At 74.6% G+C, this 24,666-nt stretch carries 25 protein-coding genes; 17 read left to right on the plus strand and 8 right to left on the minus strand.

Translation table 11 applies throughout. The features are described 5' to 3' along the window. The first annotated feature begins 23 nt into the window (after nt 1–23). Nucleotides 24–710 carry a TetR/AcrR family transcriptional regulator gene (locus tag I4I81_RS00285; protein ID WP_218615701.1) on the plus strand — a complete coding sequence of 229 codons (687 nt, stop codon included), beginning with the start codon at nt 24–26 and terminating at the stop codon, nt 708–710. Then, a complete protein-coding gene (locus I4I81_RS00290; protein WP_218615702.1) occupies nt 707–1,918 on the plus strand; it encodes a cytochrome P450 family protein in 1,212 nt (403 codons plus the stop codon). The genes I4I81_RS00285 and I4I81_RS00290 overlap by 4 nt, the downstream gene beginning before the upstream one ends. 70 nt (nt 1,919–1,988) lie before the next feature. Here I4I81_RS00290 and rpmB read toward each other — a convergent pair whose 3' ends face one another. Further along, the gene (gene rpmB / locus I4I81_RS00295) at nt 1,989–2,183 is read right to left on the minus strand and encodes a 50S ribosomal protein L28 (RefSeq protein ID WP_185722917.1); all 195 of its coding nucleotides are present in this window, start codon (nt 2,181–2,183) and stop codon (nt 1,989–1,991) included. Nucleotides 2,184–2,291: 108 nt separating this feature from the next. On the opposite strand from rpmB, the gene I4I81_RS00300 reads away from it, so the two are divergent. Beyond that, a complete protein-coding gene (locus I4I81_RS00300; RefSeq protein WP_218602792.1) occupies nt 2,292–3,890 on the plus strand; it encodes a DAK2 domain-containing protein in 1,599 nt (532 codons plus the stop codon). Beyond that, nucleotides 3,887–6,052, plus strand: a complete 2,166-nt coding sequence (gene recG / locus I4I81_RS00305) for an ATP-dependent DNA helicase RecG (protein ID WP_218602791.1) — start codon at nt 3,887–3,889, stop codon at nt 6,050–6,052. Before I4I81_RS00300 ends, recG begins: the two co-directional genes overlap by 4 nt. A gap of 3 nt (nt 6,053–6,055) precedes the next feature. Here recG and I4I81_RS00310 read toward each other — a convergent pair whose 3' ends face one another. Together I4I81_RS00310 and I4I81_RS00315 are read right to left on the minus strand one after the other, a co-directional pair. Next, nucleotides 6,056–6,400 (minus strand): DUF3040 domain-containing protein, encoded by a 345-nt coding sequence (locus I4I81_RS00310; protein ID WP_218615703.1) that lies wholly within the window; start codon nt 6,398–6,400, stop codon nt 6,056–6,058. Nucleotides 6,401–6,476: 76 nt separating this feature from the next. Next, nucleotides 6,477–7,331: a hypothetical protein gene (locus I4I81_RS00315; protein ID WP_218602789.1), complete on the minus strand. Its 855-nt coding sequence runs from the start codon at nt 7,329–7,331 to the stop codon at nt 6,477–6,479. A 97-nt stretch (nt 7,332–7,428) separates the two neighbouring features. On the opposite strand from I4I81_RS00315, the gene I4I81_RS00320 reads away from it, so the two are divergent. Continuing rightward, nucleotides 7,429–10,806, plus strand: coding sequence for a pyruvate carboxylase (locus I4I81_RS00320; RefSeq protein WP_218602788.1), 3,378 nt, complete (start codon nt 7,429–7,431; stop codon nt 10,804–10,806). Nucleotides 10,807–10,822: 16 nt separating this feature from the next. After that, the gene (rsmD, locus tag I4I81_RS00325; RefSeq protein ID WP_218602787.1) at nt 10,823–11,389 is read left to right on the plus strand and encodes a 16S rRNA (guanine(966)-N(2))-methyltransferase RsmD; all 567 of its coding nucleotides are present in this window, start codon (nt 10,823–10,825) and stop codon (nt 11,387–11,389) included. On the opposite strand, the gene I4I81_RS00330 is transcribed toward rsmD, so the two are convergent. Beyond that, entirely contained in the window at nt 11,383–12,126 is a 744-nt protein-coding gene (locus tag I4I81_RS00330; protein ID WP_218602786.1) for a sulfite exporter TauE/SafE family protein, read from the minus strand. The two genes, rsmD and I4I81_RS00330, sit on opposite strands and share 7 nt — an antisense overlap. Next, a complete protein-coding gene (locus I4I81_RS00335; protein ID WP_226363660.1) occupies nt 12,123–12,878 on the minus strand; it encodes a dienelactone hydrolase family protein in 756 nt (251 codons plus the stop codon). The genes I4I81_RS00330 and I4I81_RS00335 overlap by 4 nt, the downstream gene beginning before the upstream one ends. Before the next feature lie 55 nt (nt 12,879–12,933). On the opposite strand from I4I81_RS00335, the gene coaD reads away from it, so the two are divergent. The 7 genes from coaD (at nt 12,934) to mutM (ending at nt 17,982) form a co-directional block, all read left to right on the plus strand. After that, nucleotides 12,934–13,416 (plus strand): pantetheine-phosphate adenylyltransferase, encoded by a 483-nt coding sequence (coaD, locus tag I4I81_RS00340; protein ID WP_218602784.1) that lies wholly within the window; start codon nt 12,934–12,936, stop codon nt 13,414–13,416. 76 nt (nt 13,417–13,492) lie between these two features. After that, complete coding sequence (locus I4I81_RS00345; RefSeq protein ID WP_218602783.1) at nt 13,493–14,236, plus strand: DivIVA domain-containing protein; 744 nt, start codon at nt 13,493–13,495, stop codon at nt 14,234–14,236. 47 nt (nt 14,237–14,283) lie between these two features. After that, the gene (locus tag I4I81_RS00350) at nt 14,284–15,411 is read left to right on the plus strand and encodes a MinD/ParA family ATP-binding protein (protein WP_218602782.1); all 1,128 of its coding nucleotides are present in this window, start codon (nt 14,284–14,286) and stop codon (nt 15,409–15,411) included. Between the two features lie 158 nt (nt 15,412–15,569). Further along, nucleotides 15,570–16,139: a YceD family protein gene (locus I4I81_RS00355; RefSeq protein WP_372453571.1), complete on the plus strand. Its 570-nt coding sequence runs from the start codon at nt 15,570–15,572 to the stop codon at nt 16,137–16,139. Nucleotides 16,140–16,180: 41 nt separating this feature from the next. Continuing rightward, nucleotides 16,181–16,363 carry a 50S ribosomal protein L32 gene (rpmF, locus tag I4I81_RS00360; protein WP_218602781.1) on the plus strand — a complete coding sequence of 61 codons (183 nt, stop codon included), beginning with the start codon at nt 16,181–16,183 and terminating at the stop codon, nt 16,361–16,363. Between the two features lie 13 nt (nt 16,364–16,376). Further along, a complete protein-coding gene (rnc, locus tag I4I81_RS00365) occupies nt 16,377–17,120 on the plus strand; it encodes a ribonuclease III (RefSeq protein WP_218602780.1) in 744 nt (247 codons plus the stop codon). Between the two features lie 7 nt (nt 17,121–17,127). Continuing rightward, on the plus strand, nt 17,128–17,982 hold the full coding sequence (gene mutM / locus I4I81_RS00370) for a bifunctional DNA-formamidopyrimidine glycosylase/DNA-(apurinic or apyrimidinic site) lyase (RefSeq protein WP_218615704.1): 855 nt from the start codon (nt 17,128–17,130) through the stop codon (nt 17,980–17,982). A gap of 156 nt (nt 17,983–18,138) precedes the next feature. Here the strand turns inward: mutM and lysA are convergent, their stop codons facing one another. Both lysA and I4I81_RS00380 read right to left on the minus strand, forming a co-directional pair. Further along, nucleotides 18,139–19,476, minus strand: coding sequence for a diaminopimelate decarboxylase (lysA, locus tag I4I81_RS00375; protein WP_218615705.1), 1,338 nt, complete (start codon nt 19,474–19,476; stop codon nt 18,139–18,141). Nucleotides 19,477–19,566: 90 nt separating this feature from the next. Continuing rightward, the gene (locus I4I81_RS00380) at nt 19,567–20,601 is read right to left on the minus strand and encodes a magnesium and cobalt transport protein CorA (protein ID WP_218605922.1); all 1,035 of its coding nucleotides are present in this window, start codon (nt 20,599–20,601) and stop codon (nt 19,567–19,569) included. Between the two features lie 112 nt (nt 20,602–20,713). Between I4I81_RS00380 and I4I81_RS00385 the strand changes: the two genes are divergently transcribed. After that, nucleotides 20,714–21,031 (plus strand): PadR family transcriptional regulator, encoded by a 318-nt coding sequence (locus tag I4I81_RS00385; protein ID WP_218605921.1) that lies wholly within the window; start codon nt 20,714–20,716, stop codon nt 21,029–21,031. Next, nucleotides 21,028–22,212 carry an HAAS signaling domain-containing protein gene (locus I4I81_RS00390; protein WP_218615706.1) on the plus strand — a complete coding sequence of 395 codons (1,185 nt, stop codon included), beginning with the start codon at nt 21,028–21,030 and terminating at the stop codon, nt 22,210–22,212. Before I4I81_RS00385 ends, I4I81_RS00390 begins: the two co-directional genes overlap by 4 nt. Before the next feature lie 132 nt (nt 22,213–22,344). On the opposite strand, the gene I4I81_RS00395 is transcribed toward I4I81_RS00390, so the two are convergent. Further along, complete coding sequence (locus I4I81_RS00395) at nt 22,345–23,019, minus strand: CAP domain-containing protein (protein ID WP_226363661.1); 675 nt, start codon at nt 23,017–23,019, stop codon at nt 22,345–22,347. Nucleotides 23,020–23,037: 18 nt separating this feature from the next. Here I4I81_RS00395 and I4I81_RS00400 point away from each other — a divergent pair, with 18 nt between their 5' ends. After that, entirely contained in the window at nt 23,038–23,331 is a 294-nt protein-coding gene (locus I4I81_RS00400; RefSeq protein ID WP_218605442.1) for an acylphosphatase, read from the plus strand. Between the two features lie 44 nt (nt 23,332–23,375). Further along, nucleotides 23,376–24,620, plus strand: a complete 1,245-nt coding sequence (locus tag I4I81_RS00405; RefSeq protein ID WP_226363662.1) for an MFS transporter — start codon at nt 23,376–23,378, stop codon at nt 24,618–24,620. The last annotated feature ends 46 nt before the right edge of the window (nt 24,621–24,666 follow it).

Consider the following 24,666-nt stretch of genomic DNA (forward strand, 5'->3'; position numbering starts at 1 on the left):
AACACGCGTTTAGCATGCTGAACATGCGTTCAGCACCGGCGGCAGGCACCGGAGACCTCACCGCCCGCGCGCGCATCCGCGACGCCGCGGTCGAGGTGTTCGGCAGCACCGGGTTCGACGCGCCGGTGCGCGCCGTGGCCGCCCGGGCCGGGGTCAGCCCCGGCCTGCTCAACCACCACTTCGGATCGAAGGACGGGCTACGCGCCGCGTGCGACGAGCACGTGCTGCGCCGGATCCGCGAGGCCAAGACCGACGCCGTCACGGGCAGCCCGGCGGCGGCCCTCGCCCGGCTCGCGGCCGTCGAGGAGCACGCTCCGCTCGCCGCGTACGTCCTGCAGGCGCTGCAGGCCGGTGGGGACCTGGCCGCCGCGTTCGTCGAGCAGATGGTGTCCGACGCCGAGGGCTACCTGGCCGCGGGTGTCGCGGCCGGCACGGTGCGGCCCAGCCGGGACCCGGCGGCGCGCGCCCGCCACCTCACGCTCTCCGCCCTGGGCTCGCTGCTGCTGCACGCCCGCCTGCGGGCCGGTGGCACCGACCTGCCCGGGCTGCTGCGGCACGTCGCCGACAGCGCGACGCTGCCCGCCCTGGAGATCTACACCGAGGGGCTGTTCACCGACCGCAGCATGCTCGACGACTACCTGATGCAGGTCCCGGACCCGCCCGGCCCACCCGCCGACCCGGTCCCCACCCCTGTCCAGGAGTCCCCATGAGCACGCCCGTGCACGACACACCGTTCGTCATCGACGGACCCGAGTTCCTCGCCGACCCGCACCGCCACTACGACCGCCTGCGCCGCGAGGCACCCGTCGCGATCGGTGGCATGTCGGTGCTCCCGGGGCAGCAGATCCACTTCCTCGCCCGCTACGCCGACTGCGTGGCACTGACGACCGACCCGCGCTTCCGCCGGGTCGCCCCCGACGGCACCCCGCCCGCCCTGCCCGAGGCGCTGCGCCTGCTGGCCGTCGACTCGATGATCCTCAAGGACGATCCGGAGCACCACCGGCTGCGCCGGCTGGTGAGCAGGCCGTTCACCCCGGCGGCGGTCGGGCGCCTCGCCGAGCGGGTCCACGCGGTCACCGGCGACCTGCTCGACGGGTTCGTCGCCGGCCGCCCGGTCGACCTGCAGCGGGACTACGCGATCCCGATCCCGGTCACCGTGATCAGCGAGATGGTCGGGCTGGGCCACGACGAGCGGGCCATCTTCCACGAGGGGATGCGGCTGCTGGTCGACGGCCTGTCCGCACTCGGCATGGACGAGGCGGTCCGCCGGATGGAGGACCTGACCGGGTTCGTGCGCGAACTGGTCGCCCGCCGCCGCGCCACGCCGGGCGAGGACATCATGAGCGGCCTGGTCCGCGCCTCCGACGACGGTGACCGCCTCACCGACGACGAGATCGTCGCGCTGGTCTTCCTGCTCGTCGGCGCCGGCTACGAGACGACCTACAACCTGATCGGCAACGGCGTCCTCGCGCTGCTGCGCCATCCCGACCAGCTCGCCCTGCTGGTCCGGCGCCCGGAGCTGATCGACACGGCGGTGGAGGAGATCCTCCGCTGGACGGGCACGGTCGGCGGCACGAAGCCGACCTACGCCGCGGAGGAGGTCGAGTGGCACGGCGTGCGGATCCCGCGGGGCGCCATGGTGATGCCGCTGCTGGCCTCGGCCAACCGGGACCCGGCCGTGTTCGACCGGCCCGAGGAGTTCGACATCACCCGGTCCCCGAACCCGCACATCGCGTTCAGCCGCGGCGCGCACTTCTGCCTGGGTGCGAACCTGGCCCGGATGGAGGCCCGGATCGCGATCGGCAACCTGCTGGCCCGGTTCCCCGGGACCCGGCTCGCCGTGGACCCGGCCGACCTGGCCACCGAGCCGACCCCGCTGATGGTGCGGCTCCGCGGGCTGCCGGTCGTCCCGGCCTGATCCGCCCCGCAGACGGCGAACGGCACCTCCGCCGTGGCGGGGGTGCCGTCGTCGGTGCGTCGGTGTGCGCTCAGGCGCGCGCGACCTTGCCGGCCTTGAGGCAGGAGGTGCACACGTTGAGGCGGGTACGGTTACCGCCGGTGGTGAGACGGGCCCGAACGGTCTGGATGTTCGGGTTCCAGCGGCGGTTGGTGCGGCGGTGCGAGTGCGAGACGGACATGCCGAAGCCCGGACCCTTGCTACAGACGTCGCAGACGGCAGCCACGTCGAACTCCTCGAATCGGGGATACGCCGGGATGCCCCGGACGTGAACCACGAGGATACCTGCGGCGTCCCGGGCGGCGCACACCCCCCGGTCACTACGCTCGCCGACGTGCCCCCGATCCTCGACGCCGCCCTGCTCACCGGCTGGGCGAAGGCCGCGGTGGGGTCGCTGGAGCGGCACCGCGCGGAGATCGACCGGATCAACGTCTTCCCGGTGCCCGACGGCGACACCGGCACCAACCTGCTGCTCACCATGCGGGCCGCGCTCGACGCCGTCGGCCGCGGGGAGCCGCAGGTGGCGGCCGCACTGGCCCGGGGAGCGCTGATCGGGGCCCGCGGCAACTCCGGGGTGATCCTCTCGCAGGTGCTGCGCGGGGTGTCCGACGCCGTCGCGGCGAAGGCCGGGCCGTCGGCGGGCGGGAAGGTGCTGGCCGACGGGCTGGGCCGTGCGCACCGCCTCGCGACCGCCGCGGTCACCCGGCCCCGCGAGGGCACGGTGCTCTCGGTGCTGTCCGCTGCGGCCGTCGCGTCGGTGGCCGTGGGCTCCGACCGGCTCGACGCGGTGGCCGTCGCCGCCGCCGACGCCGCCCGCGAGGCCCTGCGCGAGACCACCGGACAGCTGCCCGAGCTGGCCCGCGCCGGGGTCGTCGACGCCGGGGGCATGGGCCTCTACCTCGTCCTGGACGCCCTCGCGACGCTGGCCAGCGGCCGCTCCGGGGCCGGGGTGCCCGAGCCGTCGGGGGAACGGGGGCCCACCCGCGGCCGCGACGCGCTCGTCGCCGCGCGGGAGTCGGGCAGCTCGGCGTTCGACTACGAGGTCATGTACCTGCTCGACGCCCCCGACGAGGCCGTCGCCGTGCTCCGCGGGGAACTCGACGAGCTGGGCGACTCGGTGGCCGTCGTCGGCGACGGGGCGGGCACCTGGAACGTCCACGTGCACTGCACCGACGTCGGGGCGGCGATCGAGGCGGGCGTCGTCGCCGGGCGGCCGTACCGGATCACCGTGGTGCGCTTCGCCGACCAGCTCGCGCCGGCCCCCGACCGGTTCGACCGCCGCCGCGCCGTCGTCCTCGTCGCGGAGGGGGCGGAGCTGGCCGACCTGGCCCGGTCGGCGGGGGCCGACGTGCTGGCCCGCGCCGACGCCGTCGACGACGGGGCGCTGCACCGGGCGCTGGTCGCCACCCGCGCGCGGCACGTCGTCCTGCTGCCGTCGGACATCGAGCTCTACGAGGTCGCGGAGCGCGCCGCGGCGGCGGCCCGGCGCGACGGCCAGGAGGTGCAGGTCCTGCCCACGGCGTCGGTGCTGCAGGGGCTCTCCGCGCTCGCGGTGCACGACCCGGAGCGGCGCGCGGCCGACGACGTCGTCGCGATGGCGGAGGCCGCCGCGCTCACCCGCACCGCGTCGCTCGTCGTCGCCGAGACCGAGGCGATGACGTGGGTGGGGCGCTGCGAGCCCGGCGAGGTGCTGGGCCTGTCCGACGGCGAGGTCGTGCTCATCGCGCCGGACCTGGCTGTCGGTGCCCTGTGGTTGGCTCACCGCATGCTGACCGCGGGCGGCGAGATCGTCACGGCGCTGCTCGGGGAGGGCGCCGCCGACGAGCTGGGCGAGGGACTGGCCGCCGACCTGCGGCGCACCCACCCCGAGATCGACGTCGTGGTCCACCGGGGCGGGCAGACCGACCATCCGATCGTGTTGGGAGTGGAGTGAACGTCGATCTCGACTCGGCGCTGGAGCCGCTGATCGGGCGCAAGTCGGCCGACCTGCTGGCCGCGCAGCTGGAGATCAGCACCGTCGGCGAGCTGGTGCGGCACTACCCGCGCCGCTACGTCGACCGCGGCAAGCTCACCCCGATCACCGGCCTGGAGCTGGGGGAGCACGCCACGCTCGTCGCGCAGGTGGAGAAGACCACCACCCGGGAGATGCGGGCGCGCCGCGGCACGATGCTGCAGGTCGTGCTGCGCGACGAGTCGGGCGGCTCGCTCGACTGCACGTTCTTCAACGCGCACAAGGTCAAGCACCTCGTGTACCCGGGCGTGCGGGCGGTGTTCTCCGGCAAGGTCGGGATGTTCAACCAGAAGCTGCAGCTCACCCACCCGCAGTTCGAGCCGCTCGACGAGACCGACGAGATCCGCCCGTTCCTCTCGGTGTACCCGGCCACCGGCAAGCTCGGTTCGCAGGTGATCGCGCGGTGCGTGCGGCAGGTGCTGGAGCTGCTCGACGACCCGACCGATCCGCTGCCCCCGAAGATCCGCGACCGGGAGAAGCTGACGGAGCTGGGGCGCGCGCTGCGGCGGATCCACGTGCCGGAGGTCGAGGCCGACATCCACGCCGCCCGCCACCGCCTGGTCTGGGACGAGGCGCTGGGCGTGCAGCTCGCGCTCGCGCTGCGCCGCCAGGCCACGGCCGCGCGGCCGGCGCCGCAGTGCCCGCCCGTCCCCGGAGGGCTGCTCGACGCGTTCGACGCCGCGCTGCCGTTCACGCTCACCGCGGGGCAGCAGGAGGTCGGGGCGCAGGTCGCGGCGGACCTCGGGCGCGCCCACCCGATGAACCGGCTCGTGCAGGGCGACGTCGGCGCGGGCAAGACGATCATCGCGCTGCGGGCGATGCTGCAGGTCGTCGACTCCGGGCAGCAGGCGGCGATGCTCGCGCCCACCGAGGTGCTCGCCGCGCAGCACGCGCGGTCGCTGCGGGCGATGCTCGGCCCGCTCGCGCGGGGCGGCGAGCTGGGGGCGGCGGAGAAGGCCACCCGCGTCACGCTGCTCACGGGGTCGCTCGGGGCGAAGGCGAAGAAGCAGGCGCTGCTCGACGCGCAGTCCGGCGAGGCCGGGATCATGGTCGGCACGCACGCGCTGATCCAGGACCGCGTCGGGTTCGCCGACCTGGGGCTCGTCGTCGTCGACGAGCAGCACCGGTTCGGCGTGGAGCAGCGCGACGCACTGCGCGGGCGCGGGGAGAAGGCGCCGCACATGCTCGTCATGACGGCCACGCCGATCCCGCGCACCGTCGCGATGACGGTCTACGGCGACCTCACGGTGTCCTCGCTGCGCGAGCTGCCCCGAGGCCGCTCACCGATCGCCACGTCGGTCGTGCCGCTGGCGGAGAAGCCGCAGTGGTTCGCGAGTGTGTGGCGCCGGGTGCGCGAGGAGGTCGCGAAGGGCCATCAGGCCTACGTGGTGTTCCCGCGGGTGGGGGAGAGCGCCAAGGCCGAGGACGACACCGAGCCGCCGCCGGACGACGCCACCGACGAGGCCCGCCGCCCCCCGCTGGCCGTGCTCGACATCGCGCCGCGCCTGGAGGAGGGGGCGCTGGCCGGCCTCCGGCTGGGCATCCTGCACGGCAAGCTGCCGTCGGACGAGAAGGACGCCGTGATGCGGTCCTTCGAGCGCGGCGAGCTCGACGTGCTGCTCGCCACCACCGTCATCGAGGTGGGGGTCGACGTGCCCAACGCCACCGCGATCGTCATCCTCGACGCCGAGCGGTTCGGCCTCTCCCAGCTCCACCAGCTCCGCGGCCGCGTCGGCCGGGGCTCCGCGGCGGGGGTGTGCCTGCTGGTCACCGAGATGCCCGAGGCCACCGCGGCCCGCGAGCGCCTCGCCGCCGTCGAGGGCACCACCGACGGCTTCGAGCTGGCCCGGCTCGACCTGGAGCTGCGCCGCGAGGGCGACGTCCTGGGCGCGCTGCAGTCCGGGCGCCGCTCCGGGCTCCGGCTGCTGTCGCTGCTCAAGCACGAGGACGTCATCGCGAAGGCGCAGGTCTACGCGGCCGACCTCGTGTCCCACGACCCGGGGCTCGGGCACAGCCCGGGACTCGCCGCGTTGGTCGGCGAGGTCGTCACCGACGATCGCGCGGAGTACCTCGACAAGGTCTGAGGGCTACACCCGCACGTCGGTGGAGCCGCCGGTCGGGCTCGGGGCGGGCGCCGTGCGCGACGCCCCGGTGCGGGCGGCGAAGACGACCCAGCCGCCGGCGAGGACGACGGTGAGCACGCCGGTCAGCAGCGGGGGCAGGCCGGCGACGAGCGCGTGCACGCCGACGAGCACCGCGAGCACGGGCACCAGCGCGGCGACCGCGGTCCAGGACAGCGGCAGCCAGAACGGCATCACGGTGCGGGACCGCGCGCGGGCCCCCTGGAAGGTGGCGGCGAGATCCGGGTCCTGCTGGGCGAACTCCTGCTCGATGGCGGCCAGCGCCTTCTGCTCGCGGGGTGAGAGGGGCATGGGGGTCCTCCGGGGTCGGTGAGGGAGTGCCTCGGGTACGGGGTGTCCGGTCCGGGACCGTTTCAACCCCGATCGATCAGGCGGGGAGTGCACCCCGTGAGGCTTCGTCCAGGGCGACACGGGCGGTTCGGGGGAGGTGGACGGTGCCCGCGGCGTCGAGCTTCGCGAGCTCGGACCGGGCCCGGGAGTAGGCGCTGAGCCGCTCGGGCTCGTGGTCGGAGTCGCGCGCGGTGGTGAGCAGCTTGATCACCCGTTCCACGGTGGAGCGCTCGGCCGGCGTCAACCCGGAGAGGCGGATGCGCTCCGCGGCCTCGCGGGCGGCGCGCCAGGCCCGCTCCGCGGCGTCGACGGCCTTCACGAACTGCGCGGCGTGGTCGTCACCGGGGTACGCGTCGGACTCCAGGGCCTGGGCGTGCGCGAACGCGTCGACGAAGCGCCCGGTGCTCGGGACCGTGACGTCGGACAGGGCGGGCAGGCGCAGCACGGACATCGCGTCGCACTCGTGGGCGGCGTAGGCGGCGGCGAGGGTGTGGAAGCGGTCGCGCGCGTGGCCCCACACGACGTCGGGCCTGCGGCGGGAGGCGGGACGGCCGGGCAGCGGCGCCGTACCGGCCGAGCGGGCCCGGACCTTGCGGCGCACCACGTGGAACGCGATGCCACCGGCGAGGACGAGCGGGGCGGCGGCGGCGAGCGTCAGCCCGATCGCGAACGTGGTGGCCAGCACGAGCGTGACGACCGACAGGAGCCCCGTGAGCAGGAACGGCAGGAGCAGCAGCCACGGCAGCGCGCGGCGCGCGAGCGGACTGTGGCGACGGGTGAGGCGCCGGTCGTGGCGGCGGCGCTCGGCGTCGCGGCGCAGCCGCCTGCCCTCGGCGAAGGCCGAGGGATGACGGCTGGCGTCCTGTCGGGTGGAGTGCCGGCGGTGTCCCACATCTCCTTGGTACCCGAACCATCGTGAGATTCGCACGGGTCCGATCGGGTGCGCCGGGTACGGTTCGCCGACCGATCAAGGAGAGAGAGGGGCCGCCGTGTTCCGCAAGGTGCTGGTCGCCAACCGGGGAGAGATCGCGATCCGGGCGTTCCGGGCCGCGTACGAGCTCGGGGTGTCGACCGTCGCGGTCTTCCCGTACGAGGACCGCAACTCCCTGCACCGGGCGAAGGCCGACGAGTCCTACCAGATCGGCGAGCCGGGTCACCCCGTGCGCGCCTACCTGTCGGTCGACGAGGTGATCGCGGCCGCGCGCAAGGCCGGGGCCGACGCGATCTACCCGGGCTACGGGTTCATGTCGGAGAACCCGGACCTCGCGCAGGCGTGCGCCGACGCGGGGATCACCTTCGTCGGGCCGCCGTCGTCGGTGCTGCACCTGACGGGCAACAAGTCGCGCGCCATCGCCGCGGCCCGCGAGGCCGGCGTCAACGTGCTGGAGTCCTCCGAGCCGGGCACCGACGTCGACGCGCTCGTCGCCGCGGCCGACGAGATCGGCTTCCCGATCTTCGTCAAGGCCGTCGCGGGCGGCGGCGGGCGCGGCATGCGGCGCGTCCAGGAGGCGGGTGACCTGCGCGAGGCGATCGAGGCCGCGATGCGCGAGGCCGAGTCGGCCTTCGGCGACGCGACCGTGTTCGTGGAGCAGGCGGTGGTGAACCCCCGCCACATCGAGGTGCAGATCCTGGCCGACGCCGAGGGCAACGTCGCGCACCTCTACGAGCGCGACTGCTCGGTGCAGCGACGCCACCAGAAGGTCATCGAGATCGCGCCCGCGCCGAACCTCGACCCGGAGATCCGGGCGAAGATCTGCGACGACGCGGTGAAGTTCGCGAAGGCCATCGGCTACGTCAACGCGGGCACGGTCGAGTTCCTGCTCGACGAGCGCGGCGAGCACGTGTTCATCGAGATGAACCCGCGCATCCAGGTCGAGCACACCGTCACCGAGCAGGTCACCGACCGCGACCTCGTCATCGCCCAGCTGCGCATCGCGTCCGGGAGGACGCTGCCCGAGCTGCGCCTGACCCAGGACGAGATCACCTGCACCGGTGCCGCGCTGCAGTGCCGCGTCACCACCGAGGACCCGGCCAACGGCTTCCGCCCCGACACCGGGACGATCAGCAACTACCGCTCCCCGGGCGGGCCGGGCGTGCGCCTCGACGGCGGCACGACCCACACCGGCGCCGAGGTCAGCGCGCACTTCGACTCGATGCTGGTCAAGCTCACCTGCAACGGCCACGACTTCCCCAACGCGGTGCGCCGCGCCCGGCGGGCGATCGCGGAGTTCCGCATCCGGGGCGTGTCGACGAACCTGCCGTTCATCGCCGCGGTGCTGGCCGACCCGGACTTCCAGGAGGGCCGGGTCACCACCAGCTTCATCGAGGAGCGCCCGCAGCTGCTCAGCGCGCGGCGGCCCGCCGACCGCGGCACGCGGATCCTCAACTACCTGGCCGAGATCACGGTGAACCGGCCGAACGGGGAGCGGCCCGAGGTCGTCGAGCCGGTCGACAAGCTCCCGGTCTGCGACCTGTCCACCCCCGCCCCGTCCGGCTCCCGGCAGCAGCTGCGCGAGCTGGGACCGGAGGGGTTCGCGCGGCGGCTGCGCGAGCAGACCGCCGTGGCCGTCACCGACACGACGTTCCGCGACGCCCACCAGTCGCTGCTGGCCACCCGGGTCCGCAGCCGCGACCTGCTCGCCGTCGCCCCGTACGTGTCGCGCACGGCCCCGGAGCTGCTCAGCCTGGAGTGCTGGGGCGGCGCCACCTACGACGTGGCGCTGCGGTTCCTCAACGAGGACCCGTGGGACCGGCTCGCGGCCCTGTCGGAGGCGGTCCCGAACATCTGCACGCAGATGCTGCTGCGCGGGCGCAACACCGTCGGCTACACGCCGTACCCGACCGAGGTGACCGACGCCTTCGTCGAGGAGGCCGCGGCGTCCGGGATGGACATCTTCCGGATCTTCGACGCCCTCAACGACGTCAACCAGATGCGTCCCGCGATCGACGCGGTGCGGGCGACCGGGACGTCGGTCGCGGAGGTCGCGCTCTGCTACACCGGTGACCTGTCCGACCCGGGCGAGCAGCTCTACACCCTCGACTACTACCTGCGCCTGGCCGAGCAGATCGTCGACGCGGGCGCGCACGTGCTCGCGATCAAGGACATGGCCGGGCTGCTGCGCCCGCCCGCGGCGAAGAAGCTGGTCGGCGCGCTGCGCGAGCGCTTCGACCTGCCGGTGCACCTGCACACCCACGACACCGCGGGTGGCCAGCTCGCCACGCTGGTCGCGGCGATCGACGCCGGGGTCGACGCGGTCGACGCGGCGGTCGCGTCGATGGCCGGCACGACGTCGCAGCCGTCGCTGTCGGCTCTCGTCGCCGCCACCGACCACACCTCGCGGGCCACGGGCATGTCCCTGCAGGCCGTCGGTGACCTGGAGCCGTACTGGGAGGCCGTGCGCAAGGTGTACGCGCCGTTCGAGTCGGGCCTGGCGTCGCCGACGGGGCGGGTGTACCACCACGAGATCCCCGGCGGGCAGCTGTCGAACCTGCGCCAGCAGGCGATCGCGCTCGGCCTGGGCGACCGGTTCGAGCTGATCGAGGACCTCTACGCGGCGGCCGACCGGATGCTGGGGCGGCTGGTGAAGGTCACGCCGTCGTCGAAGGTGGTGGGCGACCTCGCGCTGCACCTCGTCGGCGCCGGGGTGGAGGCGGCCGACTTCGAGGCCGAGCCGGGCAAGTTCGACGTCCCCGACTCGGTGATCGGGTTCCTGCGCGGCGAGCTGGGCGACCCGCCCGGCGGCTGGCCCGAGCCGTTCCGCACCCGCGCGCTGGAGGGCCGCTCGCCGGAGAAGGAGACCGTCGAGCTGTCGATCGAGGAGCGCCGGGGGCTGCGCGAGGAGCGCCGGGTCACGCTCAACCGGCTGCTGTTCCCGGCCCCCACGAAGGAGTACGAGGCTCACCAGGAGGCCTACGGGGACACCTCCGTGCTGTCGACGAAGGACTTCCTCTACGGCCTGGAGCCCGAGACGGAGCACATCGTCACCCTCGAGCAGGGTGTCACGCTGCTCATCGAGCTGGAGGCGATCTCCGAGGCCGACGAGCGCGGCTACCGCACCGTCCTCGCCACCCTCAACGGGCAGATGCGGCCGACGGCGGTGCGCGACGACTCCGTCTCCACCGACGTCAAGGCCGCGGAGCGGGCCGACCGGGGCAACGACCGCCACGTCGCCGCCCCGTTCGCCGGCGTCGTGACGCTGCAGGTGGCGGAGGGCGACAAGGTCGACGACGGGCAGACCGTCGCCACGATCGAGGCGATGAAGATGGAGGCCTCGATCACCGCGCAGCAGGGCGGCACGGTGGGCCGGCTGGCGATCGGCAAGGTCCAGCAGGTGGAGGGCGGCGACCTCCTGCTGGAGTTGGAATGACGGGCGGCGGAGCCGCATGACCCGCATCATCGCCGGGACGGCCGGGGGGCGGCGCCTGACCGTGCCGCCGTCGGGCACCCGGCCCACCTCCGACCGCGTCCGTGAGGCCCTGTTCAGCGCGCTGGGGCACGACCCCGGTCTCGACGGCGCCGCGGTGCTCGACCTGTGCGCGGGCTCGGGGGCGCTCGGGCTGGAAGCCCTGTCGCGGGGCGCGGCGCACGCTCTGCTGGTGGAGTCCGACCGGCGCGCGGCCGCGGTGCTGCAGCGCAACGTCGCGGAGCTCGGGCTGCCGGGGGCGCAGGTGCGGGCGGCCCCGGCGGGCACGGTGCTGGGCGCCCCCGCGCCGCGGGCGTTCGACGTGGTGCTCGTCGACCCGCCCTACGACGTGCCCGACGACGAGGTGGCCGGGTGGCTCGTCGCCGCGGCCGGGAACGGGTGGCTCGCCGACGACGCGCTCGTCGTGGTGGAGCGCCGGGCCGGGCGCGGGCGCGACGGCGGGTCGTTCGCCTGGCCCGACCCGCTCGTCGCGGTGCGGCAGCGGCGCTACGGCGAGACGGTGCTGTTCACGGGCGGGTATCAGTAGGCCTGCACGGCCAGCCCGACGGCGAGCCCGAGCCCCGCGAGCGCGATGCCGACGCGCAGCGGCCCGGCGGGCAGCCTGCGCACCACCTTCGGGCCGCACCAGCCCCCGAGTGCGACCCCGACCGCCAGCGGCGGCACCGCCCACCACGCGACGACGCCGAGCACGACGAAGCCGACCGCGGCGATCGCGTTGGCCATCCCCAGCAGCACGGCCTTGAGCGCGTTGCCGCGGGCCAGCGACACGGGCAGCCCGATCAGCACCAGCGCGAGCATCAGCACGCCCGCCGCAGCACCGAAGTACCCGCCGTAGACGGCCACCAGGAACATGCCGACGAGCACGGCCGGTCCGGCCTCCGGCGCCCCGCGGCGCTCGGCCGCCGCCCGGATCCGCGGCTGGAACAGCAGCACGACCGCCGCCCCTCCCACGAGGAACGGCACGATCCGCTCGAACGTCTCCGGCGGCGTCACCAGCACCAGTGCGGCGCCGGCGGCCCCACCGACCAGCGTGATCGGGGCGAGGCGGCGCAGGACCGGCCACTGGCCGGTCAGCTCCGGGCGCGACCCCGCGACCTGCCCGACGGTCGAGAACGCCAGCGCCACGGTGTTGGTCACGTTCGCGGTGGTGGCGGGCAGTCCGACCGCGAGCAGTGCGGGGTAGGAGAACAGCGACGCCAGCCCTGCGATCGACCCGGACAGCCCGGCCCCGACCCCGGCGACGAACAGCAGCAGGACCGTCACGCGCGGGGGAGGGCCTCCGCGTAGAGGGACTCCAGCGCCGCCCAGTGCCGGGCGGCCGCGTCCTCGTCGAAGGTGGGGTTGTCGGGCACCGCGAAGCCGTGGGCGGCGGGGTAGGTCTCGATCGTGTGGGTCACGCCGGCCCCGGTCAGCGCCTCCTCCAGCCGGTCGCGCGCGGCGTCGTCGAAGGAGCCGTCGTCGGTGGCGCCCGCGACGTAGACGGTGGAGCGGATGTCGCCCGCGCGCAGGTGCGGGCTGTCCGGGTCCTCGGCCGAGGCGATCCCGCCGCCGTGGAACGAGGCGGTGGCGGTGATCCGGTCGGGCCGGTGCGAGGCGACGATCATCGACGCCCGCCCGCCCATGCAGTACCCGGTGGTGCCGACGGCCTCGCCGGACACCTCGGTGGCGGCGGAGAGGAAGTCCAGCAGCGCGTCGAGGTCGCTGCGGTACATCTCCGCGGTGACGCCCTTGACCATGCCCATCAGCCGGCCGCGTTCGTCGTCCTCGGTGAAGACGGTGGCCAGGTCGAACGGGGCCCAGCCGGGGGTGCGGTGGTAGACGTCGGGCAGCAGCACGGCGTAGCCGTCACCGGTGGCGGCGAGGCGGTCGGCCATCGCGCGCATCGTCTCGCGGACTCCGCCCGCGTCGGGGTAGAGGATCACCGCCGGCCACGGGCCGGGGCCCTCGTCGGGCAGGTGCAGGGTCACGGGGCAGTCACCGTCGGGGGTCGGCACGACGTGATCGAGTACGGGCACGGATCGAGTTCTACTCCGGGCGGCGCCGCCGTGCCCGCCGGGTAGGGTCCCGCGCATGAGGCGCGCGGTCTGCCCCGGTTCGTTCGATCCGGTCACGAACGGACATCTCGACATCATCGGGCGCACGGCCCCGCTGTTCGACGAGGTCGTCGTCGCGGTGCTGGTGAACAAGTCCAAGAAGGGCATGTTCACGCTCGAGGAGCGGATCGAGATGCTCACCGAGCAGGCCCAGCGGTGGCCGAACGTGCGCGTCGACTCCTTCCACGGCCTGCTCGTCGACTACTGCGTGACCCACGACATCCGCGCGATCGTCAAGGGCATCCGCGCGGTCTCCGACTTCGACTACGAGTTGCAGATGGCGCAGATGAACCACCGCCTCTCCGGCGTCGACACCCTGTTCATGCCCACCAGCCCCGAGTTCAGCTTCATCGCGAGCTCCCTGGTGAAGGAGGTGGCCACGTTCGGGGGTGACGTCGCCCACCTGCTGCCCGCGGCCGTACACCAGCGGTTGCTGGAGCGCATCGCGGAACGGGCCTGATCACCCGATCGGAACTTGACACGCGGGGCCGGGCCCAATACGCCGTCCGGCGGTGTGCCGGTGGGAGGATGCCCGCGTGTACCGGGTCTTCGAATCACTCGACGCGTTGGTGACCGTCGTCGAGGAGGCTCGGGGCGTCCCGATGACCTCGAACTGCGTGGTCCCCCGCGGCGACGTCCTCGAGCTGCTCGACGACGTCCGGGAGGCACTCCCCGGCGAGCTCGACGACGCCCAGGACGTGCTCGACCGCCGCGACGACATCGTCGGCGAGGCCGAGCGCGAGGCGGAGGCGACCCGAACGGGCTCGCAGGCCGACGCCGAGCAGATGCTCGCCGACGCCCACGCCGAGGCGACGCGGCTGGTCGAGGAGGCGCGCGCGGAGGCGGAGCAGACCCTCGCGCAGGCCCGGCACGAGGCCGAGCGCGCGGTGGTGGAGGGGCGCCGGCAGTACACCGAGCTGACCGACCGGGCCCGCGCCGAGGCCGAGCGGCTCGACGCGGCCGGGCGCGCCGCCTACGACCGCTACGCCACCGACGGGTTGGCCGAGCAGGCGCGGCTGGTGTCGCAGACCGAGGTCGTGCGCACCGCGCACGCCGAGGGGGCGCGGGTCGTCGACGCGGCGGAGGCGGAGTCCGAGCGGCTGCGTCGCGAGTGCGACGGCTACGTCGACGCGAAGCTCGCCGAGTTCGAGGACACCCTGGGCAAGGCGCTGCGCACCGTCGGGCAGGGTCGCAGCCAGCTCTGGCGCGGCCAGGGCGGCCCCGGGCGGACCGCCCCCGGCCACGGCCGCAGCGGCACCGGGATGGACCTGATCGACTGACCCCGAACCCGGCCACTCAGCGGGTTGGTCACGCTACTCTGCGTGCCATGGCGCGGCGGGTCGAACCGGACCCCGCGGGCTGGTGGGAGCGCTACGGGCATCGCCTGCAGCACACACCGGGTGGGCCGAGTGCGGGGGATGCAGTGGAGACGGGCTTCGGGGAGACGCGGTTCGGGGACGGCACGCACACCGCCGGTGAGCTCACCGACGACATGATCGTGCGCCGCCGCGCCGACGTCCCGGAGGAGGGCTGGCGGGCGGTCGTGCACCGGTTCAGCGGCGGGCTGGTGAACCCCGGCCCGAGCGAGCCGGAGCGCACCCGGCGGGTGCTGGTGCACCGGCTGCGGCGCCCCCTGTCGGTCACCCACCGCATCGCCGTCACCTCGATCAAGGGCGGCGTCGGCAAGACGACCGTCGTCACCTGCCTGGGCCTGGCGCTGGCCGAGCACCGCGGCGACCGGGTCGTCGTCCTCGACGCCAACCCCGACGCGGGCACGCTCGCCGACCGGCTCACCGGCGAGTCCTCGGTGACGGTCCGCGAACTCCTGCGCGACATCGACCGGATCCACTCCTGGGCCGACATCACCCGCTACACGAGCCTGGCCGGGCGGTTGCAGGTGCTGGCGTCCGAGCAGGACCCGGCGTCGAGCGACGCGTTCAGCCGCGAGGAGTACGAGCAGATCAGCGCGGCGCTGTCGCGGTTCTTCAACATCGTCATCACCGACTCGGGCACCGGGCTCGTGCACTCGGCGATGGAGGGCACGCTGACGCTGGCCGACAGCGTGATCATCGTCGGCGCGCCCACCGTCGACGGGGCCAGCCGGGCCAGCAAGACCCTCGACTGGCTGCTCGCCCACGGCCACCCCGACCTCGCCCGCAACGCCGTGGTGGTGCTGTCCTGCGACCGCACGAGCGACGAGGTCGACGCCGGGCGCATCCGCGAGCACTTCGCGGCCCGCTGCCGCGCGGTCGTCGAGATCCCGCACGACCCGCACCTGGCCACCGGTGGCCGCGTCGAGCTGGCCCGGCTGCGCCCCCGCACCCGCGACGCGTTCCTCGGGCTCGCCGCCCTGATCGCCGACCGGTTCGACCGGTCGGTCGTGGACGGGCCGTACCCGCCGCCGGGCCCACAGCTCCAGGGCCCGCCGCCCGTCGCCCGCCCCGGACGGCAGTAAAGCCACTGTGCCGCCACGAGACGGCGGGAAAGTGGCTGTGCTGCCGTTGCCGACGACCGCCGTTCCGGGATGCGCTGCGCCCGGATCCGCGGCCGGCCCGTGGTCGGCGCCGGGCCGGGGCGCGGTAACCGGTCGCGCGGGGGCCTACCCTGGGTCCGGTGAGCGCACACCGTCCCGCGTCCCGCGGCCCCGTGAGCCCCTGGGTCTTCGGCACCCGGGAGCTCGGGCGCCGACCGGGCGCCATGAAGCCCTACACCCGCACCGTCCCCGCCCCCGGTGAACCCGAGCGGCTCGGTCTGGAGACCATCGGCGTGCCCGAGGGCAGTCCCGTCGAGCTCGAGATCCGGCTGGAGTCGGTCACCGAGGGGATCTACGTCTCCGGTTCCGCGCACGCGTCGCTGGAGGGGGAGTGCGCGCGCTGCCTCGACCCGCTGACCGACGAGATCACCGTCGAGCTGGCGGAGCTGTTCGCCTACCCCGACAGCGTCACCGACGAGACCACCGACGCCGACGAGCTGCCGCGCGTCGCCGACGAGCAGGTCGACGTCGAACAGATCGTCCGGGATGCCCTGGTACTGGACCTGCCGCTGTCCCCGTTGTGCCGTCCGGACTGCGCCGGGCTGTGCGTCGAGTGCGGCGAGAAGTGGGCCGAGCTCGCGCCCGACCACGGGCATGAGACACTTGACCCTCGTTGGGCCGCTCTGCGTGAGCGCCTACCCGCCGACTGAAGTACTCCAGTCGGAAACCGAGCATCGCTAGGAGATTCATCGTGGCCGTTCCGAAGCGCCGGATGTCGCGGTCGAACACGCGCTCGCGTCGGTCGCAGTGGAAGGCCACTGCCCCCACGCTCGCCGCCTGCTCGAACCGCGCCTGCCGCGCCGTCAAGCCCCCGCACATGGCGTGCCCGACGTGCGGACAGTACGACGGCCGCCAGGTCGTCAGCCCGGCCTGATCCCCGGATCCTCGTGCCAGGACACGGCCAACAGGGGCCCACGGACGACCGTGGGCCCCTGCTCCATGCCCTGGGCATCGGGCTGGGCGAGGAGTTGCTGGTCCTCGCACTGACCCACCGCAGCTACGCCTACGAGAACGGCGGGCTGCCCACGAACGAGCGCCTGGAGTTCCTGGGCGACTCGGTGCTGTCCATCGTGGTCACCGAGTCGCTCTACCTCGAGCACCCCGACCTGCCGGAGGGGCAGCTCGCGAAGCTGCGCGCGAGCGTCGTCAACATGCATGCGCTCGCCGGTGTCGCGGAGACGATGGGACCCGACGGGCTCGGCGCGTACCTCTACCTCGGTCGCGGCGAGGAGATGACGGGCGGGCGCACGAAGTCGAGCATCCTCGCCGACGCCACCGAGGCCCTGATCGGCGCGGTGTACCTGGAGCACGGCCTGGAGGCGGCGCGCGACGTCGTGCACCGGCTGTTCGACTCGCTGCTCGTCGGCGCGCCCCTGCTCGGCGCGGGGCTGGACTGGAAGACGAGCCTGCAGGAGTTCACCGCGGCCGCCGACCTCGGCGTGCCCGAGTACCGCATCACCGAGGACGGCCCCGACCACCTGAAGGTCTTCACCGCCACGGCCGTCGTGTCCGGTCGCGACCTCGGCTCCGGCGACGGCCGCACGAAGAAGGAAGCGGAGCAGAAGGCCGCCGAGCTGGCCTGGCGCACACTGACGGCCGAGGCCGCCACCGGCAGCTCCGCCGCCTCCTGACGCGCGCGTGCCCGAGCTCCCCGAGGTCGAGGTCGTCCGGCGCGGGCTGGCCGACCACGTGCTCGACCGCACCGTCTCCGCCGTCGACGTCGCCCATCCGCGGGCGGTCCGCCGGCACGTCGCGGGCGGCCCGGACTTCGCCGCGCGCCTCGCCGGCCGCACGATCACCGCGGCGCGCCGCCGCGGCAAGTACCTGTGGCTCGACCTGGACGGCGACGAGGCGCTGCTCGCCCACCTCGGGATGAGCGGGCAGATGCTCGTCGCCGACCACGGCCGGCCCGACGAGAAGCACCTGCGCGTCCGCCTGCGGTTCGCCGACGACGGCCCGGAGCTGCGGTTCGTCGACCAGCGCACGTTCGGCGGGCTGTCGCTGCACCCCGTCGTCGGACCGGACCGGCTGCCCGAACCGGTCGCGCACATCGCCCGCGACCCGATGGATCCGGCGTTCGACCTCGACGCCGCCGTCGCCGGGATCCGCCGTCGCCGCACCGGCCTCAAGCGCGCGCTGCTCGACCAGACCGTCGTCTCCGGCATCGGCAACATCTACGCCGACGAGGCGCTGTGGCGGGCGCGGCTGCACGGCGAACGGCCGACCGGCAAGCTGACCCGGGCGCAGGGCCGCACCGTGCTGACCGCGGCCACGGAGGTCATGGACGCCGCGCTGGAGGCGGGCGGCACCTCGTTCGACGCGCTGTACGTCAACGTCAACGGGGCGTCGGGTTACTTCGACCGCTCGCTCGACGCCTACGGCCAGGCCGACCGCCCCTGCCGCCGCTGCGGCACCCCGATCCGGCGCGAGAGCTTCATGAACCGCAGCAGCTTCAGCTGCCCCCGCTGCCAACCCCGCCCCCGCACGCTCTAGCCCACCCGTCGCGCCCGCGCGGTCCCCTGTGGCCCCGGCGCGACCTCCCGACCTGCAGTGGGGTGGCTTCACTGCAGTCCGGTTGGAGTGAAGCCACCCCACTGCGACAGGGCGGGGCGGGGCGGGGCGGGGCGGGGCGGGGCGGGGCGGGGCGGGTCAGCCCACGTCCCGGCGCAGCTGGTCGTCCATGGTCTCCCGGCGCAGCAGGGGCAGGGCCGCACCGCCCGCCACCGCCACCACCGGGGGCCGCCCGACGTGGTTGTAGTTCGACGACAGCGACACGTGGTAGGCCCCGCTGCACGGCACGACCAGCAGGTCTCCCACCGCGACGTCCCCGGGGAGCAGCACGTCCTCGGCGAGGACGTCGGAGCTCTCGCAGTGCCGCCCCACCACCGTGACCGGGGCCGGAGCGGCCGTAGCCGGGCGCCCGACGAGCCGGACCGGGTACCGCACCCCGTACAGCGCGGGGCGGGGGTTGTCCGACATCCCGCCGTCGACCGCGACGAACGTGCGCGTCACCCCGCGCTTGACCGCGCACACCCGGTAGACGGTCACGCCTGCCCGGGCGACGATCGCGCGTCCCGGCTCGACCGTCAGTCGCGGGACCGGGATGCCGGCGCGGCGGCTCTCGTTCGCCAGCACCGCGGGGAGCGTGCGGGCGAGCGCGCCGGGGGACAGGCCGGGCTCGGCGGCGGTCCAGCCCACGGCGTGCCCGCCGCCGAGGTCGAGCTGCCCGAGTAGCACGCCGTGCTCGCGCGCGATCTCGCCGAGGAACGCGATCGACCGGGCCGCCGCCGAGGCACAGCGGGTCACCGACCGCACCTGCGACCCGATGTGGCAGTGCACCCCGACCAGCTCCAGCTCCGGGCGGTCCAGGATGCGGCGCACGGCCTCGGCGGCGGCCCCGGTGGTGATCGACAGCCCGACCCCCTGGTCCTCGTTGCCGGTCGTGAGCGCTGCGTGGGTGTCGCCGTCGAGGCCCGGGACGACCCGCAGCAGCACCCGCTGCCGGCGCGGCGCCGACGCGGCGAGCGGCGCGATCTCGTCGAGGGAGTCGATCACCACCCGGCCGACGCCCGCGGCGAACGCGGCCTTGAGGTCCTCGGGTGCCTTGACGTTGCCGTGCAGCACCATCCGTTCCCCGGGGAAGCCCGCCGCGGCGGCGACGGCCACCTCGCCCCCGGAGCAGACGTCCAGCGTGAGCCCCTCCTGGTCGACGAGGCGCGCCATCCCGCGGCAGAGGAACGCCTTGCCCGCGTAGGCGATCTCGACCCCGGGCAGCGCGTCGCGGTAGGTGCGGACGCGGGAGCGCACGTCGGTGGTGTCGACGGCGACGACCGGCGTCCCGAACCGGGCCGCGAGACCGCTGAGATCGACCCCGCCGACGTCGAGGCTCCCGTCGCAGTGCGCGCGGGCCGTCTCCGGCCACAGACCGGGTTCGAGCTTCGCGGACAGCGAGGTGCGCAGGGCGGGGATCAGGTCGGCGAGGGTCATGTGTCCGTTGTGCCCCGTCGCGCCGCGGCCGGCCGGGATCCTGCGCCGTGCTGACGCCCGCGGGCCCGGTCCTGACGCCGTCCTGACGGGTCAGAGCCAGCCGCGGCGCTTGAAGCTCAGGTAGAGCCCGGTGCCGAGCAGCACCATGAGCAGCACCGCGAACGGGTAGCCCAGCGCCCAGTGCAGCTCGGGCATGACGTCGAAGTTCATGCCGTAGATCGAGGCCACCAGCGTCGGTGCGAAGAGGATGGCCGCCCACGAGGAGATGCGCTTGACCTGCTCGTTCTGGTCGTAGCCCGCCTGCGTCATCCGGGCCATCTCCTCGTTCTGCCGCTGCCCGACGAGCGCGGCGTTCACGGTGAGGATGTTGGTGAGCAGTTGGCGGAAGCCCTCGATGCGCTCCATGACGCGGGTGGCGTGGTCGGCGACGTCGCGCAGGGCCCGGCGCAGCTCCAGGTCGGACGCGCCCGCCTTCTCCTTGAGCCGCTCGCGCAGATCGGTGAACAGCGCCTCCAGCGGCTCCACCGCGCGCTGGAACTCGATCACCTCGCGGGTGAGGGTGTAGATGCGCTTGGAGACGCCGGGATCGCCGCCGAAGACCTGGACCTCGATCTCGTCGATGTCGTCCTGCAGGCCGTCGAGCACGGGGGCGTAGTCGTCGACGACCTTGTCCAGCACCGCGTAGAGCACGGCGTACGGCCCGTGGTGGAGCAGTTCGGGATCGGCCTCCAGGCGCTTGCGGACGGCGCCGAGGTCGGGTTCCTCCGCGTGCCGCACGGTGATCACGAAGTCGGGCCCGACGAACAGGTGCACCTCGCCGATCTCCACGACCTCGACCGGGTCGACGTAGCGGGCGGGGCGGAGCACGACGAACAGCAGGTCGCCGTAGCGCTCCAGCTTCGGGCGCTGGTGGGCGGTGACGGTGTCCTCGACGGCGAGGCTGTGCAGCCCGAACTCGTCGGCGACGGCCTGGATCTCCTGGTCGCTCGGCCGCAACATGCCGATCCAGCAGAAGCTGTGGCCGTCGGTCGGGCAGGACTTCAGCTCCTCGAAGGTGTGGTCGAGCGACGTCGGGACCACGGCGCGCCTGCCGTCGACGTAGATGGCGTTGTCGACGACGGACATCGCGTGCTCCTCACCCTGCGGCCGGACCGCAGGATATCCGCGCGCGATCTTCGCGGCTCGCCGGCTGGTGCGCCTGTCGAAGTACTGCGCGATGCGTAGTACTGTGCGTCGTGTGGATCCGACCCAGCTGCTCAAGGGCGTGCTCGACCTCGCGGTCCTCGCCGTGCTCGACCGGGCCGACGGCTACGGCTACGAGGTCCTGCGCGGCCTGCGCACCGCCGGGCTGCACGACGTCGGCGACGCCTCGGTCTACGGCACGCTGCGCCGGCTCTACAACGCCGGGCTGCTCACGTCCTACGTGGTGCCCAGCGAGGAGGGCCCGCACCGCAAGTACTACAGCCTCAACGCCAACGGGCGTGACCGGCTGACGGAGTCGACGAAGACCTGGCGCACGTTCGCCGGGACGATGGAAGGGCTGGTGGGGGGATGACCGCCGACGTGCACGGCACCGCGCAGCGGGAGTACCTGGACGGGCTCCGCGACGCGCTGTCGGACCTCCCCGCGACCGAGGTCTCGGAGATCCTCGACGACGTGGCTGCGCACCTGTCCGAGGTCGGCGCGGAGCTGGGGACCGACGCCGACCGCGCCGCGTTCGGTGCCCGGCTGGGCACCCCGCGGGCCTACGCGGCCGAACTGCGGGCCGCGGCCGGCTACCCCTCCGCGCCGCAGACCGCGCCCGCGGACGGGGAGGGTGCGGCCCGGTTCGCGCTCGTCGCACTGCTCGTGCCCACCGGGTTCGTGCTGTTCGGGGGGCTCACGGCGTCCTTCGACGTCGGGTCCGGCCTCGGGTTCGTGCTGTTCGGGCTGTTCCTCGGGGCCGTCGCGGTGCCCGTCGTGTGGCGGGGCGGGCCGCGGATGACGCAGGTGGCGGCGCTGCCCGCGGTCCGGCGGGCGGCGCGGTCGGTGCCCGACCCGTACTCCGCCGCCGGGCGGCTCACCGCGTTCGTCGCGAGCCTGCAGCCCGCGTGGTGGCTGCTGCGGGCGGTGCTGGCCGCGGCGGTCGTCGTCGGGTTCGTCCTCGGCGTGCGGGACGGGGCGCCGCTGCTACTCCTCGCGGTGCTCCTCGTGCCGGTCTCGGTGTGGCTCGGGTTCCGGACCCGGGTCGACCGGCGGCTGCTGTGGCTGGTGGTGCCGCTCAACGCGTTCGCGGCCCTGGTCGCGCTGGCGTTGCCGGTCGCGTTCGCCGTGTACGGCGCGCCCCGGTCGGCGATCACCACGTACAACGCGGGCCTGTGGCAGGACGACCGCCGGATCGAGGACATCCGGCCGGTCGACGCCGACGGGGTGCCCCTGACCGGGGTCTACCTGTTCGACCAGGACGGACGGCCGATCGACACCCCGGCGAACTGCTACGACGACTCCGGCGCCCCGATCGCGGAGCAGGGGCCCTCCGCGCCGTACCCGCGCGGCACCTCCGGGTACGACGCCCGCACGGGCGGGTGCGTCGCGGTCCCGCCGGGGCCGCTGGTGGTGGCTGTGCCGACACCCACCGTGACACCCACCGTGACACCCACCGTGACACCCACCGTGACACCCGGCGCGACGCCCGCGCCCACCCCCACCGGTGCGGCCCCGGCTGCGCCCACGAGCCAGGCGACACCCACCGGGTGACGTCCGCGGCGGGCGGCCGGCGGTGCGGGGGCTCCGCCGGCCGCCCGGTGACCGGCGGCGGTGATCGTCGCGAGGTGGGCGTCGTCGCGGTCCGGGCGACCCGGCCCCTCACCTCGCGGCGATCACGTCCGGTCAGAACCCGAAGTTCTGCACCCAGTAGTTGCCGTCGTCGGCGAAACCGACGCCGATGGCGGTGAAGTCGCAGTTCTCGATGTTGCGGCGGTGGCCGGGGGAGTCCATCCAGCCCTGCACGACCTCGGCCGCGGTCTCCTGCCCGCGCGCGATGTTCTCCCCACCCGGGGACGGGTAGCCCTGGGCACCGATCCGGTCGTCGAACCGGCGCCCGTCCCGGCTGACGTGGTCGAAGTAGCCACCTGCCGACATGTCCTCCGCGTGGCCCTGCGCCGCGGCGGCGAGCCGGGGGTCGGTCACGAGTGGGTCGCAGCCGGCGTCGGCGCGTTCGGCGTTGGTGAGCTCGACGACCTGCGCCGCCGGACCGCCCGCGGCCCGCCGGGGCGCGGCCGTCGTGGGCTCGGGCTCGGGCGTCGGCTCGACGGTGGTCGTCGGAGCGGGGGTGGTGGTGGGTGCGGTCGTCGGCGGGGCGAGGACCGGGCGCGGGACGGTGGTGCGGCGCGCGGTCGTCGTCGGGGGAGCGGTGGTGGCAGGCGCGGCGGCCAGCGGGACGCCGAGCGCGGTGTCGATCGGCAGGGCCCCCACCGGGGCGACGAGCACGACCGCGGCGATCAGGACCGCGCCGGCCGAGAGCCCGGCCAGGAGCGGCGCACCGCGCCGACCAGTGCTGATCACGGGCGGTAACCTAGCAGCATGGTGCGTGTCGGGGCCGAGTCCTCCGTTCGGCTCAACGCCTGGGTGCACGGGCACGTCCAGGGCGTCGGCTTCCGCTGGTGGACCCGCTGCCGGGCACGTGAGCTGCACCTCGTCGGCGAGGCCCGGAACCTGCGCGACGGGCGCGTCGCCGTCGTCGCGGAGGGCGACCGCCGATCCTGCGAACGCCTGCTCGCGCTCCTGCGCGGGGACCGGACGCCGGGGCGCGTCGACGAGGTCGTCGAGCAGTGGGGCGACGCGAAGGGCGGCCTCGACGGGTTCGTCGAGGTCTGAGAACGCCCTGGCGCCGCGGCCACCGCACGGGACACGATGCCCCGGTGACCACGACGGATCGACGCACCGCCTACCTGCAGCGACGGATCGTCGGGGTGCTGGTGGTGGCCCAGGTCCTCGGCGGGATCGGCGTGGCCACGGGGATCGCACTCGCGAGCCTGACCGCCGCGGACCTCTCGGGCTCCGACGTGGTCGGCGGCGCCGCGCTCACCGCGATCGTCGTCGGCACGGCGCTGGTGGCGCTGCCGGTCTCGCGGCTGGCCGCGCGGTCCGGGCGGCGGCCGGCGCTGGTGCTCGGGTACGGGGCGGGGGCGCTCGGCGCGGCCGGGGCCGTCGGCGCACTGGCCCTGGGCAGTTGGCCGCTGCTGCTCGTCGCGCTGGTGCCCTTCGGGGCGGCGTCGGCCGCGGGGCTCGCGGCGCGGTTCGCGGCCACCGACCTGGCCGAGCCCGGTGCCCGGGCCCGCGCGCTGGCCGTCGTGGTGTGGGCGGTGACGGTGGGTGCCGTCGCCGGGCCCAACCTGGCGGGGCCGATGCAGGCCGTCGCGTCCGGCCTCGGGATGGTCCCGGCGAGCGGCCCGTTCCTCCTCTCCGCGGTGGCGTTCGCGGCGGCCGCGGTCGTCGTCGCCGTGGGGCTGCGGCCGGACCCGCTGCTGCTGGCCCGTGCGCGGGCGGCGTCGGTCGACGCCCCCGTGGCGCCCGTGCGCAGTGCGTGGAGCGCGGCGCGGGAACATCCCGCCGCGCTGCTCGCCATCGGGTCGATCGCCGTCTCGCACCTGCTGATGGTCGGCCTGATGTCGCTGACGCCGGTGCACATGGACCACGGCGGGGCGTCGGTGACGCTCGTCGGGCTGGTGATCAGCCTGCACGTCGCCGGCATGTACGTGCTCAGCCCGGTGTTCGGGGCGCTCGCCGACCGCTGGGGACGGCGGCCCGTGCTCGTCGGCGGCGCGGTGCTGCTCGTCGCGGCGGGGCTCGTGGCCGCACCCGCGGCGTCCACCGATCCCGTGCTGCTGTCCGTGGGACTCGTCGCGCTCGGGTTGGGCTGGTCTGCGGCGCTCGTCGCCGGGTCGGCGCTGCTCACCGACGCGGTGCCGCTCGCCGACCGCGCCCGGGTGCAGGGGCTCTCCGACGTCACCATGAACGTCGCCGGGGCGTGCGGGGGCGTGCTCGCCGGGGTGGTGGTCGCCGTCGGCGACTTCGGGGCGCTGGGGCTCTCGGTCGCGGCGATCGCCACGGTGCTGCTGGTCGGCGTCGTCGTGGGCGGGCGTCGCGCGGGGGCGCTCGGCTAGCGGCGGTGCCCGGATCGCTACGCTGCGGAACCCGTCCGAGGCAGGA

Source organism: Pseudonocardia abyssalis (genome assembly GCF_019263705.2).
Classification (GTDB): domain Bacteria; phylum Actinomycetota; class Actinomycetes; order Mycobacteriales; family Pseudonocardiaceae; genus Pseudonocardia; species Pseudonocardia abyssalis.